Below are 16,003 nucleotides of genomic sequence, written 5' to 3' on the forward strand. Positions count from 1 at the left end.
CCCATACATTACTACATGCGTTCGATTGATTACTCAGAGTTTGCGATTTGGATCGTGGCGATTTCCCAGGCTTTCAGGGGCAGGCGGAGGGCGCCGTCCGTGACCGGCAGGGGCTCGCCTGGGCGTCCGCGTAGGTCCGCTCGGCGGGCACTGGTGAAGGTGCCCTCGATGAGTGCCTCCGTGTTCGCCGGGGTCAGGGCGACCACGCGCAGTTCCTGCCAGTTGTCGCGCATCCGGAGTGAGCTCATCACCACTCCGTCACCCGTCACCGACAGCCCGGAGGCGGGCGCGGGCAGGGCGGCGGCGGAGTCACCCTGGCCGGGGACCACCAGCAGGTCGTGGCGGAAGGTCTCGGCGTGCGGGACGACCTCCTCCCACGACCCCTGGTACGGCATCAGCGCCAGCCGTACCGAGCGCAGCCCGCGTGACTGCGCGGCCGGAGTCGGGAGCTGTGGTCCGGCGGGCTCGGGGCGCAGGGCGTTGCGGTTGCGGGAGAGGTAGCCGACCGAGCGGAGCAGGGTGAGGGCCAGGTCGCCGTCCGCCAGCTCGTATTCCGTGACGTGCTCCAGCAGTGCCGCCACGCCCCCGGCCGCCACCCAGGAGGAGGCGGGGAAGGTGGGCAGCGGGGTCTCACCGCAACCGCCCTCGGCGGTCAGCCCGCGGGTGACAACCGCGAACTGGCCCTCCGCGTGCGACTGCGTGGCCTCGACCGGCAGCGGCACGTGCAGGCGTACGCGGTGGTCGTCGCAGCGGTTGTCGAACGACACCTCCAGCCGTACGTACGGCTCGCCCGCCCGCAGCTCCACCCGGGTGGTGACGACGACCTCCTCGGTCCGGAGCGTACGCGCGGCGGCAGGGAGCTCGGGTGAGCCCTCGATGCCGTCGCCCCCGGCCGGCCACCGGTACGTGCGTCGCACGTCCACCGCCGCCACCAGCGGCCCCGAGCAGACCAGCTCGGTCTCCACGTACTCCGGCTCGGACACCAGCCGGTCGGAGAACGGCGGCGCGTAGTTGTAGGTGTCACCGACGTCGCCGCCGTCCACGATGCGGCCCGCGCCCGTGACCGTCGTGCCGTCCGGGCCGATGAGCGTCAGCGTCCCGTCGTCCGCGATCGTGACCCGCAGCAGGCCGTTGTCCAGCACCTCCTCGTTCCCCCGCACCGGCAGGGGTCCCGAGTCGGAGCTGAGCCAGCAGGCCGGGTCGTGCCCCGCGACGGCAGTGGTGGTGGAGGAGGAGGGGTGGAGCCGCTCGCGGGGCACCGGCCGGACGCTGGTGTGGCCCAGCGGCGGGACCTGGACCAGGGCGGCGACCGTGCGCCTCGGCTCGGCCAGGATGCGTACCCGGGTCACCCCGTCCAGTGCCGCCCGCAGGTCGGCCACGTCGAAGACGACCGACGTCTCGTGCGCCACCGTGAACGTCAGCGTCCCGTCCTCGACCGACCACGAGGTGATGTGCTGCCCGTACAGCTCGGTCCCGTGGACGAAGGTCAGCGCGGTGGCGGGGTCCATCTCCTCGTCGAGCAGCAGCGTGGGCGCGTATTCCAGCGGCTGCGTGGGCACCGCCGCGCCGGTGGCGTCGGCCAGCGGGTCGGTGCCCGCCACGTCCACGACCACGACGCCGCCGCGCGCGGCGGGGGTCGGGTTGACCACGAGCACCGCGTCGGACGGTACGGACGCGGCCAGCCGCGCGGTCACCATGTCGCGTACGGCCTGGCCGAGGTGCTCGGCCTCGGCGATGCGGGCGGCCACCTGCTGGGCGGTGTCGTCCACGCCGCAGCCGGTCACCGAGTCGTGGCCGCTGGCGTCCACCAGCCGCCACCACGCCATGTCCAGGAAGCGCCCCGGCCACTCGCCGCCCCAGAGGGTGGCCAGCGGTTCGGCGTAACGCTCGACCATCCGTTCGGCGCGGCCCATGGCCTGCTTGACGTGGGCCCGGACCGAGATCACGCCGGGCAGGATGTTGGCCCTGGCGTGGGAGCGCAGCTCGCCGGAGATCCGTGGCAGGCCGTCCACGTCACCCGAATACATACCGATATAACCGGACAAAGTGTCCATGCGGGCGCCGAGCTCCGCCACCATCTCCGGCAGCCCGCTCACCGGCGCGGAGTGGTCGGTGCCGTACATGGCCAGCAGCGGCCCGTCCGCCCCGTGCCACTCCCGCATGGTCGCCACGAACGACTCCGCCCGCCCCGCCAGCCCCTTGGCGTCGTAGAACAGGTAGGCGCCGTTGCCGTAACCGCCGGCGGGCAGGTATTGAGTGCGCAGCGCCGTACCGTCGGGCGCGACCCAGGCGAACGCGTCGGTGGTCACCGACGACGGCACCCCGCGATAGACGCAGGCGTGCAGCAGCCCGGCCTTGCTCAGGATCTGCGGCATCTGCGCCGTATGACCGAACATGTCCGGCAGGTAGCCCACCGGCATCGCCCCGCCGAGCTTGTCCGCCCGGTCCAGGCCGAGCTCAAGGTTGCGGATGATGTTCTCGCCCGAGCACAGGAACTCGTCGAGCAGGATCTGCCACGGCCCGACCGCGAGCCGCCCCGACTCGACCAGCGCGGTGATGCGGTCGCGGTTGTCCGGCCGCACCTCCAGATAGTCGTCCACGCAGGCGAGCTGCCCGTCCAGGGTGAAGTGGTAGCCAGGCTCGCGCTCCATGGTGTCGAGCACCTCGTCCAGCAGCGCCACCAGGCGCAGCCGGAAACGCTGGAACGGTTCGTACCACTCCCGGTCCCAGTGCGTGTGCGGGACTACGACGATCTCCGTGCTCACGCTGCTTCCCCTCCGATAGGCAGCCCATGCTGTACGGCATAGCGGGCCGCGATCCGCTGAGCCGTCACGATGTCCTCAAGCCCGCCGCCGACATCGGTGAGCGGCGGCTTGCCCTCGTTCACGAAAGCATGGAAGGCGGCCAGTTGCACCTCGAACGCCTCGGTCACCTCACGCCATTCGGTCCGGCTCTCGGCGCCGGACACGACGGTGAGGGTGGTGGGCGCGTTCATCAGGTAGGGCGAGGGGAAGACCAGCTCCAGCGAGCCCCGGTCGTGGTGGATGGCCACGGTCTCGCGGTAGGCCGGATAGTCCTCCAGGTAGTGCCAGCGGATCGAGAACCGGCCCCGGACCGGCAGCGCCCCGGAGATCTCGATGGACCCGGGCGCGTCCCCCCAGGTCTCAACGTACGAAATGTCCGCAGGAGCCCCAGTAAAGCGCCTCAAGAGCGACAAATCGTGGCATATGGATCCCAGCGACACCCCGTACAGATTCCGCACCGCCTCCGGCGCCGATTCCCCCAGCGCCCGCGACACCAGCGCGCTCTCCGCGTCCCGCAACGACCCGAGCAGCCCCGCGTCCACGTCCCGCGCCTGCTCCAGGTTCGCGAAGGCCAGCTGCGACTCCCCGCTCGGATGCAGCACGGTCACCTCGACCGCCCTGATCACCTCGGGCCCGCCCAGCGCGGCCAGCACCTCCTCGGCCCGGCGCACGGCCGGGTCGTACTGCTTCATGTAGCCCACCATCAGCCGCCCCTCGGGCAGCGCGGCGACCTCGGCCCTGGTCAGCGCCAGCGGCTTCTCGCAGAGCACGGCGTAGCCCGCCGCGAGCGCCCGGCGCACGGTCTCGCCGTGGGAGCCGGAGGCCAGCACCAGCAGGGCCTCGAACCCGCCGGCGGAGATCATCTCCGCCACCGAGCTGTAACGCCCGGCCGCGCCCAGCCGGTCGCCCACCGCGTCGGTGAGCGTGGGCGACAGGTCGCAGACAGCGGTCACCTCGAACAGGTCGCGGCGCCTGGACAGCAGCGGCACGTAGACCGCCTGGGTGACGGCGCCACAGCCGACAAGAGCGATCTTCACAGTCCCAGTTCCTTCAGCTTCTGGAGGTTGGCGGCCTGGTCGGCGATGTTCCTGGGGACGCCTCGGCGGCCCGGCAGCGTGTCCTGCTCGACGACGATCCAGCCCTCGTAGCCGATCTCGTCGAGCACGCGCACCACGCCGGGCAGGTCAAGCTCGCCCTCGCCGAGCGGGGTGAACCCGCCGCGGCCCATCAGCTCGCGCAGGTCGACGCCGTCGGCCAGGGCCTGGGCGAGGATCTTGGGGTCGCCGTCCTTGATGTGCACGTGCCCGACCCGGCCGGCCCACTCGCGCAGCGCGGTCACCGGGTCTCCCCCGGCCAGCAGCAGGTGCCCGGTGTCGAGGCAGAGCGGCACGTCGGTCAGCTCCAGCAGCCGCTCCACGTCCTCGGTGGTCTCGACGTAGGTGCCCAGGTGGTGGTGGAAGGCGGGCTCCAGCCCCCGCGCCCGGCAGCGGTCGGCCGCCTCCTGCACGCGGGCGGCGTAGGCGGCCCAGTCGGAGGCCGCCAGCCCAGGAGCGTTCCCGCCCGGGCGGGCGAACCGCTCGGGCGAGCCCGAGCAGCCCAGCGTGGGCCGGGGCGCGAACGGTCCTTCCGGTGCGGCGGCGAAGACGTCCAGCGTGGCGTTCAGCAGGGGCAGGCCCTTCTTGAACTGCTCGGCGTCGCTGTAGCGCAGGTCGGCCCAGCCGCCGGCCAGTCGCAGCTCCCCCAGGTGTTCGCCGAGGGTCGCCGGGGTGCCCAGGTAACCGACCGGGCCCAGGTCAATGCCGTCGTATCCGGCGTCCGTCAGCGCGCGTACCATCTCGTCGGCGCCCAGCGGGGCCGGCCCGTCGCTCAGCTCGAACACGCCGAAGCTCACGGGCGCGTTGGCGATCTTTCTCACGCGCGTGTCCCTCCCTCGCATAGCGCGATCACTTCGTTCTCGTGGGTTTCCAGGCGGTGCCGTCCGTCGGCGGCGGGCAGCAGCACCCGCTCGCCGCGCACGACCTGCCGGGTGCCGTCGGGGCGCACCAGGACCAGCCCGTCGGCGTCCAGCGCCAGGAGTTCGTCGCCCAGCCTGAGCAGCAGCGGCGCGTCGGGGCCCGCGGAGACGGCCGTGCGGCCCGCGCGTACGCCCTCCAGCACCGTACTGGTGTCCTCGGCCAGCACCCAGGTCGTGGGCGCGCCGGGCAGGCCGTCGGAGCCGTGGCGGTGGAAGTCGCTGCCGCCGATCGCGACCACGTCCTCGCGCCAGGCGTCGGCCCAGGCCAGCGGCGCGCCCCAGCGGCGGTCCCACCAGCCGGAGTGCCAGACCTCGGCGATGCGGGGGCGACGGCTCACCGGCTGCAGCCAGGCGCAGTCGCCGCCGAGCGGGTGGTTGATCGAGATCAGGCCGCCCGCGCGCTCGGCGTGCTCGACCCAGGTGTCGACCGGCTGCCGGAAGTCCACCCAGCCGACGTCGCCGAACACGTTCGCGTGGCCGCGGTCGGTGGTGACCTCCTGGCCGGGCAGGAGCGTGATCTCGCGGTCGATCTTGTCCAGCCAGGGGTGGTGGCTGACGGTGTTGTGGTCGGTGACGGCCAGGAAGTCGAGCCCGCGACCGTGGGCCAGCTCGGCCAGCTCGGCGATGGTCAGGCCGCCGTCGCTGTGCAGGGTGTGGGCGTGGAAGTCCCCGGCGTACCAGCGCAGTCCGTCGACGTCCGGGATGTCGCGGCGTGGCGGGCGTTCGCCGTGCCGCGGCTCGGCGACGTCCGGCCGCGGCGGGGCGACAGCTTCGGTGGTGATGTCCAGCGTGAAGTCGAGCCCCTGCGGCGGGATCCGGTGCAGGCGCAGCCACACGTGCCAGGTCCCGGCCTCCGGCGCGCCCGGCAGGTAGCCCGGGGTCGCCCAGTCCGCGGTGATCGTGTACTCGTCCCGCGCGCCGCCCGACCAGCCGCGGAAGCCGCCCGGCGCACCGCACCCGAGGTCGATCACCCCCTGCGACCTGTCGTAGCCGAGCCGCACGGTCACGGCGGCGGCGCCGGCCGGCACCTCGAACGGCACCTCGCGCAGGATCTGCTCCAGCCGGTCGTCCAGGCTCCAGTGACCGCTTCTCGTGGTCATACGAGATCTCCGTCCCGGTAGATCAGGGCGCGGTCGCGCCGGGGCACCGCGTAACCGTCGTCGCCGACCGCGGGCTCGTTGCCCTCGGGCACGACGGCCTGCACGCTCACGTCGCCGGCCTCCAAGGTCACCAGGTGGGAGGCGCCCAGGTTCTCCACGATGACCACCCGCCCGCCGAACGCGCCCTCCGCGGGCGCGGCCGAGTAGGCCATGTATTCGGGTCGCACGCCGTACACGATCTTCTCTCCGTCGGACAGCCGTCCCTCGGCCGTGACCGGGACCGCCACCTTGCACCCTGCCACTTCCAGCGTGTCACCTCGTACGGTGCCGTCCAGCAGGTTCATGGGGGTGGATCCGATGAAACCGGCCACGAACGTGTTGGCGGGCCGCTGGAACACCTCGGCCGGCGTACCGATCTGCCGGATGTGCCCGGCCTCCATGACGGCCATCCGGTCGGCCATGGCCAGCGCCTCGGCCTGGTCGTGGGTGACGAAGACGGTGGTGACACCCAGCTCGCGCTGGAGCTTCTTCAGGAACGTACGCGCTTCCAGCCGCAACCTGGCGTCCAGGTTGGACAGCGGCTCGTCGAACAGGAACGCCTGCGCCTGCGTGGCCATCACCCGGGCCAGCGCGACCCGCTGCTGCTGCCCGCCGGAGAGCTGGCCCGGCCGCCGGTCCATCAGGTGTTCGAGCCCGAGCCTGGCGCCCACCTCGGCCGCCTTCTCGCGGCGCGGCCCCTTGCCGACCTTCTTGATGCGCAGCGGGTAGGAGATGTTGTCCGTGACGTCCATGTGCGGGAAGAGAGCGTAGTCCTGGAAGACCATCGCGATGTCCCGGGCTCCAGGCTGCACCCCCGTCACGTCGCGCTCGCCGATGACCACGGCGCCGCCGGTGGCGGTCTCCAGCCCGGCGATCGTGCGCAGCAGCGTGGTCTTGCCGCAGCCGGAGGGGCCGAGCAGGGCGAAGAACTCGCCGTCGGGGATGGCCAGGTCGAGCGAGTCCAGCGCCTTGACGCCGCCCGGATAGACCTTGCTCAGCCCGCGTAGTTCGATTGCCGCCATTTAACGCTTGATCCCTCCGTGGAAGCGGAAGCCATACTTTTTGCTGACGAACAGGTACATGAGCACCACGGGGATCGAGTACAGCAGACCGAACGTGGACAGCATGCTCAGGTTCGCCTGGCCACCCTCGGTGTACAGCGTGTACGTGATCACCGCCGCCGGCTGCTTCTCGACGTCGCTCAGCAACAGGTACGGCATCAGGAAATTTCCCCACACGTTGGCCACGGCCCAGACCCCGATGGTCGCCAGCCCCGGCCGTACCAGGGGCACCACCACGTGCCGCACGATCTGCAGCGGCGTCGCCCCGAACACCCGCGCCGACTCCTCGTAGGACTTCGGCGTGGCGTCCATGAAGTCCTTCATCATGAAGATCGCCGCAGGCAGCAGCCCACCGGTCAGGATCAGGATCAGCCCGAGCTGGGAGTCGATCAGATTGAGCTGGACCGCGAGCTGGAACAGCGGCACCATGGCCGCCGTCCCGGTGATGATCGACGAGAGCAGCAGGAGCGTGTACAGCAGCGCGTCGCGCCCCGGCAGCCGCACCCGGCTGAGCGCGTACGCCGCCAGCGCGGCCAGGATCACGACCAGCAGGGCGGTGCCCGCCGAGAGCAGTACGGAGTTCCACAACGACGGCAGCGCGTACGGGTGCTCCGCGATCGCCCGGAAGTTGTCCAGGGTGAAGTCCGGCACCGACACCTTGTAGGTGGGGTCGGAGGTGAACGGGGCGGTCACCAGCCACAGCAGCGGGATGGTGAAGAACGCCAGCAGCACCGCGATCAGCGTGTAGAACCCGATCCGGCCCAGGACGAAACGCGTCATTTCTTGCTCCGCAGCAGCCGCAGGTAGAACACCGCCACGACCAGGTTGATCAGCAGGATGATCGTGGAGACGGCGGCGCCGTAGCCGAGCTCGCCGCCCTGCAGCGCGACCTTGTACACGTGCACCGCCAGCACCTCGGACTGGCCGTCGGGGCCGCCGGCCGTGAGCAGGAAGGGCGTGAAGTCGTTGAACGTCCACAGGCTGATCAGCAGCAGGTTCGTCAGGATGTGGCCCCTGATGTGCGGGAACACGACGTCCCTGAGCTGCTGCCAGCCGGAGGCCCCGGCCAGCCGGGCGCTCTCCAGGTGCGAGGGGGGCACGTTTCCGAGCGCGGCGCCGTACAGCATCATCGAAAAGGCCGTGCCGCGCCAGGTGTTGAACACGATGATCGACAACATCGGATGGTCGAGCAGCGGCGCGAACTGGGGCGTCGAGAGCAGCGCGTTCAGCGTGCCGCCGTCGCGGTCCAGCAGCGCCACCCACAGGAACGACACGATGGCGCTCGGCAGGATCCAGGCCAGGATGACCAGGCCCTCCACCAGCCTCTTCAGCGGCCCCTGCCGGTCGCGCAGCAGCCAGGCGATGGCGAAGCCGAGCCCGACCTGGCCGATCACGGCCGAGCCGAGCACGAACTGCACGGTCAGCCAGGTCGAGCTCCAGAACGTGGGGTCGGACACCGCGCTGATGAGGTTGTCCAGCCCGACGAACTGCGGCTCCGCGGCGGCGATCCCGGTCAGGCGGTAGTTGGTGAGCCCGAGATAGAGCACCCAGAGCGCCGGGAAGACCAGGAAGACCGCGATGAGCAGCAGGGCGGGGGCCGCGAAGGCCCCGGCCCGCAGCCTGCCCAGGCCCGCCGCGTCCGAGTTGTAACGGCGGGCCTGGCCGGATTCCCTGACGACCTCAGGAGGCGATGTTGCCTGCGCCACCGACGATTCCCTCAAGCTTCTTCTGGTAGTCGGCGGCCGCCTGGTCGGGAGCCGTGCCGCTGACCACCGCCGCGGTGGCCTCCTGCAACGCCACCGACACCTGCGGGTAGACGGCGACCGGCGGCCGGAAGGCCGTCACCGGCAGCACCTTCTCGGAGATGAAGGTCATCAGCGGCTCACCCGCGAGGATGTCCTTGTTGACGTCGGTACGCGGCGTGATGCGGACGTTGCCGTCCTTGGTCTCCTCCTTGAGCGCCTCCGGCGAGAGGGTGAAGGTGGCCAGTTCGAAGGCCTCCTTGGGGTGCTCGCTGTTGGGGTTCACCGCGCGCAGGGAGCCGCCGGACATGCTGACGAAGTCCTGGCCCTTGATGCCCTTGCCCGGCTCCATCGCCGGGATCATGGCGTAGCCGACGCTCTGGTCGCGGTCGGCCATCTTGGCCACGCCCTCGGCGGGGTTGATCACGCTGCGCCAGAAGTAGTCGCCCTCCAGCAGGATGCCGATCTTGCCCTCGGCGAACTGCTGGAACGACTTGTCGCGGCCCTTGGCCTCCTGCTGGAGCTTGGGGTCGCCGAGCCCGCCACCGTAGATCTTCTGGTAGAGGCCGAGCGCGTCCTTCAGCGGCTGGGAGGCGCCGGTCCACTTGCCGTTCTGCTGCACCTCGCCGCCCGCGCCCACGAGCAGCGGCAGCACGCCCTGCATCGAGGTGGCCTCGCCCATCGCGGTGCCGGCGTTGATCTGGATCGGCACGGGCACGCCCGAGGACTTCAGCTTGGTCCCGGCGTCCAGGATCTCCTGCCAGCTCGTCGGCTGCCAGTCGGCCGGCAGCCCGGCCTTCTGGAAGAGCGTCTTGTTGAAGTAGAGCACCCGGCCGTCCGTGCCGACCGGCAGCGCGTACTTCTTGCCGTTGTACATGGCCATGCCCTGGACGGCCTCGGGGATCTGCGCCCAGCCGTCCCAGCTGTCGGCCTCGGCCCCGACCAGGTCCGGCAGCGGCTTGAGGTAGCCCGCCTCGGCGAACTCACCGGCCCAGATCGAGTCGATGTCCATCACGTCCGCGCCCTTGCCTGACTTGAGGTCGAGGGAGAGCTTGGTCTTGTACTGCTCGTCGTCGACGCCGCTGGGGACGAACTTGACCTTGACGTCCTTCCCCTTCGCCTTCTGGGCCGCCTCGAACTTGGGGATCACCCAGTTGGCGATGAAGTCCGCGCCCGCCGCGTTCTTCCCGCCCGCGATGGCGTTCTGGGTGATCGTCAACTCGATGGCGTCACCGCTCCCGCCGGACGACTGGCCGCAGGCGGCTAGCCCCACTACGGACGCCGCGAGGACCGCGACCACACCCATTGACCGTTTCCGCAATGCCATGCAAACCCTCCGACATGTCCGTAAAGGGGAGGAAGCCATGGGCCAATATGTCATGACATGCATATGACGTAAAGGCCTGGCCATAATTCGAGGATGTGCCCGCATGCTGCGTCTTTGCTCGGACAGGAGCCGACTAACTGCCCGAGACTATGCGGTGTGCGTCACCGAAGCTCCAGAAGGGGGCACAACCGAAACATAGCGGACATCCGAATGTCATGACAATATGCCATAGTGTCGAAGGAACGCTCCGTCCTGGAGGTGCTTTAGGTGCAGAGTCCGCCACCTGCGGAAGGCCGCCCGATGCGGTCCGATGGATACGATTTGATCACGATCGGCCGCTGCGGCGTCGACGTCTATCCGCTGCAGACCGGCGTCGGGCTGGCCGACGTCGAGACTTTCGGCAAGTTCCTCGGTGGCAGCCCGACCAACGTGGCCGTCGCCGCGGCCCGGCACGGGCTGCGCTCCGCCGTGATCACCGCCGTGGGAGCCGACCCCTTCGGCGAGTTCGTACGCCGGGCGATCCGTGATTTCGGCGTGGACGACACCTTCGTGAGCACCTTCGAGGGGGTGCCGACCCCGGTCACGTTCTGCGAGATCTTCCCGCCCGACCACTTCCCGATCTACTTCTATCGCGGCGAGCACCCGCCTGACCTGCGGATCTCCCCCTCCTACCTGGACCTCCAGGCGATCGCCGACACGCGCCTGTTCTGGTTCTCGCTGACCGGCCTGAGCAAGGAGCCCAGCGCCTCGGCCCACGCCGCCGCCCTGTCGGCGCGCAAGACGGGCTGGACGGTGTTCGACCTTGATTACCGGCCCACGTTGTGGCAGTCGCGCGAGGCGGCCCGCGAGGCGGCCCGGCACGCGCTGCCGTACGCGAACGTGGCCGTGGGCAACCTGGACGAGGTGGAGACCGCGGTCGGCGTGCGCGACCCGGAGGCCGCCGCGCAGGCGCTGCTGGACGCCGGAGTACGGGTGGCCATCGTGAAAATGGGCCCCGACGGGGTTTTCGCGCGTACCTCTACGGAGACTGCCTTGGTGGAACCGGTGGAGGTGAAGGTGGTGAACGGGATCGGCGCGGGCGACGCGTTCGGCGGCGGCATCTGCCACGGACTGCTGAACGACTGGCCGCTGGAGCGGACGATCCGCTTCGCCAACGCGGCGGGCGCGTTCGTGGCCGCCCGGCTGGCCTGCGCCGACGCGATGCCGTCCACGGCCGAGGTGGAGGAGCTGTTGAACGGAGAGCGTTCGTGAGTGACATCACGCTGCCCAGGACTGCCGGTTACGAGCGGCTCACCCACATCCGCGCCACCCGGCCGGAGGAGATCGCCGAGGCCGCGGCCCGGCGGCAGCGGCGGGGGCTGCCGATGGAGGGCGAGCGGCTGCTGATCATCGCCGCGGACCATCCGGCGCGCGGCTCCCTGGCCGTGCGGGACCGGCCGCTGGCCATGGCCAGCCGCACCGACCTGCTGCACCGCCTCCAGGTCGCGCTCTCCCGCCCCGGCGTGGACGGCATCCTGGCCTCCCCGGACGTGCTGGAGGACCTGCTCCTGCTGGGCGCCCTGGAGGGCAAGCTGGCCTTCGGCTCCATGAACCGGGGCGGCCTGCTCGGCTCGGTGTTCGAACTGGACGACCGCTTCACCGGCTTCGACGCGGCCGCGATCGACACGATGCGCCTGGACGGCGGCAAGATGCTGTGCCGCATCGACCCGGCCGACCACGCGACCGTGGCCACGCTGGAGTCGTGCGCCCACGCGGTCACCGACCTGGCCCGCCGCCGCCTGGTGGCGATGGTGGAGCCGTTCTGGTCGCTGCGCTCGGAGTCGGGGGCCGTGCGCAACGACCTCTCCCCCGACGCGGTGATCCGCGCGATCAGCATCGCGCAGGCGCTCGGCGTCACCTCGGCCTACACCTGGCTGAAGATCCCCGCCGTGGCCGAGATGGAGCGGGTCATGGCCGCCACCACCCTGCCCGCCCTGCTGCTCGGGGGCGACCCGCCGGACATCGACGCCGCCTTCGCCGACTGGGACCGCGCGCTGCGCCTGCCCGGCGTACGCGGCCTCGTCGTGGGCCGCGCCCTGCTCTATCCTCCGGACGACGACGTGGCGAGCGCGGTGGACGGCGCCGCCGCCCTGGTTCGGGAGGTCCGCGCATGACCCACCTTCCGTACGGCGAGGCCGCCAACGCCCCCTGGTCGGTGGAGATCACCCCTGCTCTGGCCGGCTGGACCTACTCCGGCCTGCGGATCGTGGACCTGACGGACGCCCCGGTGTCCTTCGACACCGGCGAGGAGGAGATGCTGGTCCTGCCCATCTCCGGCTCGTGCACGGTCACCATCCCGTCGGACAAGTTCGTGCTGGCGGGCCGTCCCTCGGTGTTCGACGGCCCCTCGGATTTCGCCTATATCCCGATTTCTACGCAGGTGACCCTGGAGGGCGCCGGGCGGATCGCGCTGCCCGCGGCTCGCGCCACCCGGGCGCTGCGGCCCCGCTACGTGCCCGCCATCGAGGTCCCCGTCGAGATCAGGGGTGCCGGCCAGGCCACCCGCCAGGTCAACAACTTCTGCGCTCCCGACGTCTTCGAGTGCGACAAGCTCGTGGCCGTGGAGGTCCTCACCCCCGACGGCAACTGGTCGTCGTACCCGCCGCACAAGCACGACACCGCGCACCCCGGCGAGGCGGTGCTGGAGGAGATCTACTACTTCGAGGTGGCCGACCAGGGCATCGGCTACCAGCGCGTCTACTCCTCCGAACGCGGCCGGATCGACACCCTGGCCGAGGTGTCCTCGGGCGACGTCGTCCTGGTCCCCTACGGCTACCACGGCCCCTCCATGGCCGCCCCCGGCTATGACCTCTACTACCTGAACGTCCTGGCAGGCCCCGCGGAGCAGCGTTCGATGGCGTTCTGCGACGACCCCCGCCACGCCTGGATCCGCTCCTCCTGGGACGCGCAACCGACAGACCCCAGAGTCCCGTTCGGGAGGACCTCATGATCCGGCTGACCGTCGCCCAGGCCGTCGTACGCTTCCTGGCCAACCAGTGGAGCGAGCGCGACGGCGTGGAGCACCGGCTCTTCGGCGGCTGCATCGGCATCTTCGGCCACGGCAACGTCGCCGGCATCGGCCAGGCGCTGGCCACCTCCACCGAGGACCTGCCCTACCACCTGAGCCGCAACGAGCAGGCGATGGTGCACACGGCTGCCGCGTACGCCCGGGCCAGCAACCGGCTGTCCACCCTGGCCTGCACCACCTCGATCGGCCCTGGCGCCACCAACATGATCACGGGCGCGGCCGGCGCCACCATCAACCGGCTGCCCGTGCTGCTGCTGCCCGGCGACATCTTCTCCACCCGCGTGGCGAGCCCGGTGCTGCAGGAGCTGGAGGACCAGCGCTCGTACGACATCTCGGTCAACGACTGCTTCAAGCCGGTCTCCCGCTTCTGGGACCGGATCAACCGGCCAGAGCAGCTCCCGTCCGCGCTGCTGGCCGCCATGCGGGTGCTCACCGACCCGGCCGAGACCGGCGCGGTGACGCTGGCCCTGCCGCAGGACGTGCAGGCGGAGGCGTTCGACTGGCCGGACGAGCTGTTCGCGCGCCGCGTCTGGCACGTGGCCAGGCCGCGCCCCGAGCGGGCCGCCCTGCTCCGGGCCGCCGAGCTGATCAGGTCGGCGGCCCGCCCGCTGATCGTCGCGGGCGGCGGCACGATCTACAGCGAGGCCACCGAGGAGCTGCGGCTGTTCGCCGAGGAGTTCGGCATCCCGGTGGCCGAGACGCAGGCCGGCAAGGGCGCCCTCCCGCACGGGCACCCGCTCGCGCTGGGCGCGATCGGCGCCACCGGCACCACGGCCGCCAACACGCTGGCCCGCGAGGCCGACGTGGTCATCGGCATCGGCACCCGCTACAGCGACTTCACCACCGCCTCGCGGACGATCTTCGCCCCGGACGCCCGGTTCGTGGGCCTCAACATCACCGGCTTCGACGCCGCCAAGCTGTCCGGCCTGCAACTGGTCGCCGACGCCCGCGCGGGCCTGGCCGACCTGGCGGAGGCGTGCGCGGGCTGGAGCGCCCCGGCCCCCTACCGCGAGCGCGCCACCGAGCTGACGCGGGCCTGGGACGCGGCGGTCGACGCTGCCTACGCGCTGGAGGGCTCGCCGCTGCCGCAGTCCGCGGTGATCGGCGCGGTCAACGCGGCGGCGGGCGAGGACGGCACGGTGGTGTGCGCGGCCGGGTCGATGCCCGGCGACCTGCACAAGCTGTGGCGGCCCAGCGGTCCGGGCAGCTACCACGTCGAATACGGCTATTCCTGCATGGGCTACGAGATCGCCGGCGGTCTCGGGGTCAAGCTGGCGGCCCCGCAGCGCGAGGTGTTCGTCCTGGTGGGCGATGGCTCGTACCTGATGATGGCGCAGGAGCTCGTCACCGCGGTCTCCGAGCGGATCAAGCTGGTCGTGGTCCTGGTGGACAACTCCGGCTTCGCCTCCATCGGCCGGCTGTCGGAGAGCGTCGGCGCCGAGCGCCTCGGCACCTCCTACGCCTACCCCGAGGGCGGCCCGCTCCCGGTGGACCTGGCCGCCAACGCGGCCAGCCTGGGCGCGACGGTGCTGCGTCCGGAGTCGGTGTCCGACCTGCGCAAGGCGCTCGACGCGGCACGCTCGGCCACCGAGACCACGGTGATCTACGTCCGTACCGATCGGCTGGCCGACGACGCGCCCTCCTCGGAGGCGTGGTGGGACGTGCCGGTGGCACAGGTGGGCACGACGAGCGCCACGTACGCGGCGCGGGAGTCGTACGAGGTGAACAAGCGCTCCCAGCGTCGGCACCTCACCCCGCCCGCCTGATCAGGATTGCCGCCGATCCTCCCGGGGAACTCCTCTGACCAGGCGCGATTGGGGGACGCGGGATGGGGCCGTGGCGGCTGCTTGGCTGGATCGCGGTGGTCGCGGTGGCCGGCTTCTGTCTCTACCAGGTGCGGACGGTGGTCATGTCGATCATCATCGGCGTGTTCTTCACCGCGCTGCTACGGCCCCCGGCCCGCTGGCTGGAGTCCCGCGGGCTCAACGCCGCGCTGGCCACCGCGATCGTCTTCGCGTGCGCGGTGGTGCTGTTCGGCGGGCTGGGCGTGCTGCTGGTGCGGCCGATGGTGGACAGCCTGTCGGAGCTGCGGACGAGCTTCGGCACGGTGCTGGACAACCTGCACGACCTGGCCGTCCGGCTCGGGATCAACGACCAGCAGCTTCTCCAGCGGGCCAGGGAATACCTGTCCGGCCAGGGCCGGGCGATCACCACCGGAGCGCTCGCCGGGGTCAAGACGGTGGGCGAGATCGTGATCGGCACGGTGCTGGCGATCATCCTGTCGATCTACTTCGTGCACGGCGGTCACGGGTTCTTCCGCTGGCTCGTGCGCCTCGCGCCGGCCTCGGCCAGGAGCAGCCTGACCGAGACCGGCGACCTGATCTACACGGTGATCGGCCGCTACATCCGCGGGGTGGCGATCGTGGGGGCGGTGGACGGGTTCTTCATCGGGATGGCGCTGTGGATCCTGGGCGTGCCGATCGCGCTGCCGCTGGCGGTGCTCACGTTCGTGGGGGCGTTCCTGCCGGTGGTGGGGGCGTTCGTGGCGGGGCTGCTGGCCGCGGTGGTGGCGCTCGTTGCCAAGGGCTGGCTGGTGGCGCTGATCGTGGTCGGGGTGACCGTGGCCGTGCAGCAGATCGAGGGCCACGTGCTGGCGCCGCAGATCTACGGCAAGGCCCTGCACCTGCCCGGGGCGCTCATCCTGCTGGCGATCACGGTGGGCAGCGTGATCGCCGGCATCGCGGGCGCGTTCCTGGCCGCTCCGGTGACGTCCGTGCTCATCGCCCTGCGGGAGCGCATGGTCACTCCCGAGCGGCGACCGCCCCCTCCGGCGCCCACCTGAGCCAGGT

The 16,003-nt window shown here is 71.1% G+C and carries 13 protein-coding genes; 5 read left to right on the top strand and 8 right to left on the bottom strand.

Translation table 11 applies throughout. The annotated features are described in order from the left end of the window. Positions 1–29 precede the first annotated feature (29 nt). Genes BLS95_RS49435 through BLS95_RS49470 form a run of 8 tightly spaced genes read right to left on the bottom strand, consistent with a single transcriptional unit; the run spans position 30 to position 10,066 of the window. On the bottom strand, positions 30–2,765 hold the full coding sequence (locus tag BLS95_RS49435; RefSeq protein ID WP_090946574.1) for a glycoside hydrolase family 38 N-terminal domain-containing protein: 2,736 nt from the start codon (positions 2,763–2,765) through the stop codon (positions 30–32). Then, on the bottom strand, positions 2,762–3,841 hold the full coding sequence (locus BLS95_RS49440) for a Gfo/Idh/MocA family protein (protein ID WP_090946575.1): 1,080 nt from the start codon (positions 3,839–3,841) through the stop codon (positions 2,762–2,764). Before BLS95_RS49440 ends, BLS95_RS49435 begins: the two co-directional genes overlap by 4 nt. Then, a complete protein-coding gene (locus BLS95_RS49445) occupies positions 3,838–4,719 on the bottom strand; it encodes a TIM barrel protein (protein ID WP_245765751.1) in 882 nt (293 codons plus the stop codon). Before BLS95_RS49445 ends, BLS95_RS49440 begins: the two co-directional genes overlap by 4 nt. Next, positions 4,716–5,918 (bottom strand): CehA/McbA family metallohydrolase, encoded by a 1,203-nt coding sequence (locus tag BLS95_RS49450; protein WP_090946577.1) that lies wholly within the window; start codon positions 5,916–5,918, stop codon positions 4,716–4,718. The genes BLS95_RS49445 and BLS95_RS49450 overlap by 4 nt, the downstream gene beginning before the upstream one ends. Continuing rightward, positions 5,915–6,979: an ABC transporter ATP-binding protein gene (locus BLS95_RS49455; protein WP_090946578.1), complete on the bottom strand. Its 1,065-nt coding sequence runs from the start codon at positions 6,977–6,979 to the stop codon at positions 5,915–5,917. The genes BLS95_RS49450 and BLS95_RS49455 overlap by 4 nt, the downstream gene beginning before the upstream one ends. Further along, positions 6,980–7,798, bottom strand: coding sequence for a carbohydrate ABC transporter permease (locus tag BLS95_RS49460; RefSeq protein WP_090946579.1), 819 nt, complete (start codon positions 7,796–7,798; stop codon positions 6,980–6,982). It lies immediately after the preceding gene. Next, positions 7,795–8,724: a carbohydrate ABC transporter permease gene (locus tag BLS95_RS49465; RefSeq protein ID WP_090946580.1), complete on the bottom strand. Its 930-nt coding sequence runs from the start codon at positions 8,722–8,724 to the stop codon at positions 7,795–7,797. The genes BLS95_RS49460 and BLS95_RS49465 overlap by 4 nt, the downstream gene beginning before the upstream one ends. Further along, positions 8,699–10,066 (bottom strand): extracellular solute-binding protein, encoded by a 1,368-nt coding sequence (locus BLS95_RS49470; protein ID WP_245765752.1) that lies wholly within the window; start codon positions 10,064–10,066, stop codon positions 8,699–8,701. Before BLS95_RS49470 ends, BLS95_RS49465 begins: the two co-directional genes overlap by 26 nt. A 342-nt stretch (positions 10,067–10,408) precedes the next feature. Here BLS95_RS49470 and iolC point away from each other — a divergent pair, with 342 nt between their 5' ends. The 5 genes from iolC (at position 10,409) to BLS95_RS49495 (ending at position 15,996) form a co-directional block, all read left to right on the top strand. After that, positions 10,409–11,338 carry a 5-dehydro-2-deoxygluconokinase gene (iolC, locus tag BLS95_RS49475; RefSeq protein ID WP_425434801.1) on the top strand — a complete coding sequence of 310 codons (930 nt, stop codon included), beginning with the start codon at positions 10,409–10,411 and terminating at the stop codon, positions 11,336–11,338. Beyond that, on the top strand, positions 11,335–12,240 hold the full coding sequence (locus BLS95_RS49480) for a Cgl0159 family (beta/alpha)8-fold protein (RefSeq protein WP_425434802.1): 906 nt from the start codon (positions 11,335–11,337) through the stop codon (positions 12,238–12,240). Before iolC ends, BLS95_RS49480 begins: the two co-directional genes overlap by 4 nt. Next, complete coding sequence (gene iolB / locus BLS95_RS49485) at positions 12,237–13,076, top strand: 5-deoxy-glucuronate isomerase (RefSeq protein ID WP_090946582.1); 840 nt, start codon at positions 12,237–12,239, stop codon at positions 13,074–13,076. Before BLS95_RS49480 ends, iolB begins: the two co-directional genes overlap by 4 nt. Then, on the top strand, positions 13,073–14,920 hold the full coding sequence (gene iolD, locus BLS95_RS49490) for a 3D-(3,5/4)-trihydroxycyclohexane-1,2-dione acylhydrolase (decyclizing) (protein WP_090946583.1): 1,848 nt from the start codon (positions 13,073–13,075) through the stop codon (positions 14,918–14,920). Before iolB ends, iolD begins: the two co-directional genes overlap by 4 nt. A gap of 62 nt (positions 14,921–14,982) precedes the next feature. Next, positions 14,983–15,996, top strand: a complete 1,014-nt coding sequence (locus BLS95_RS49495) for an AI-2E family transporter (protein WP_245765753.1) — start codon at positions 14,983–14,985, stop codon at positions 15,994–15,996. Positions 15,997–16,003: the final 7 nt, after the last annotated feature.

The organism is Nonomuraea jiangxiensis, from assembly GCF_900099965.1.
GTDB lineage: Bacteria > Actinomycetota > Actinomycetes > Streptosporangiales > Streptosporangiaceae > Nonomuraea > Nonomuraea jiangxiensis.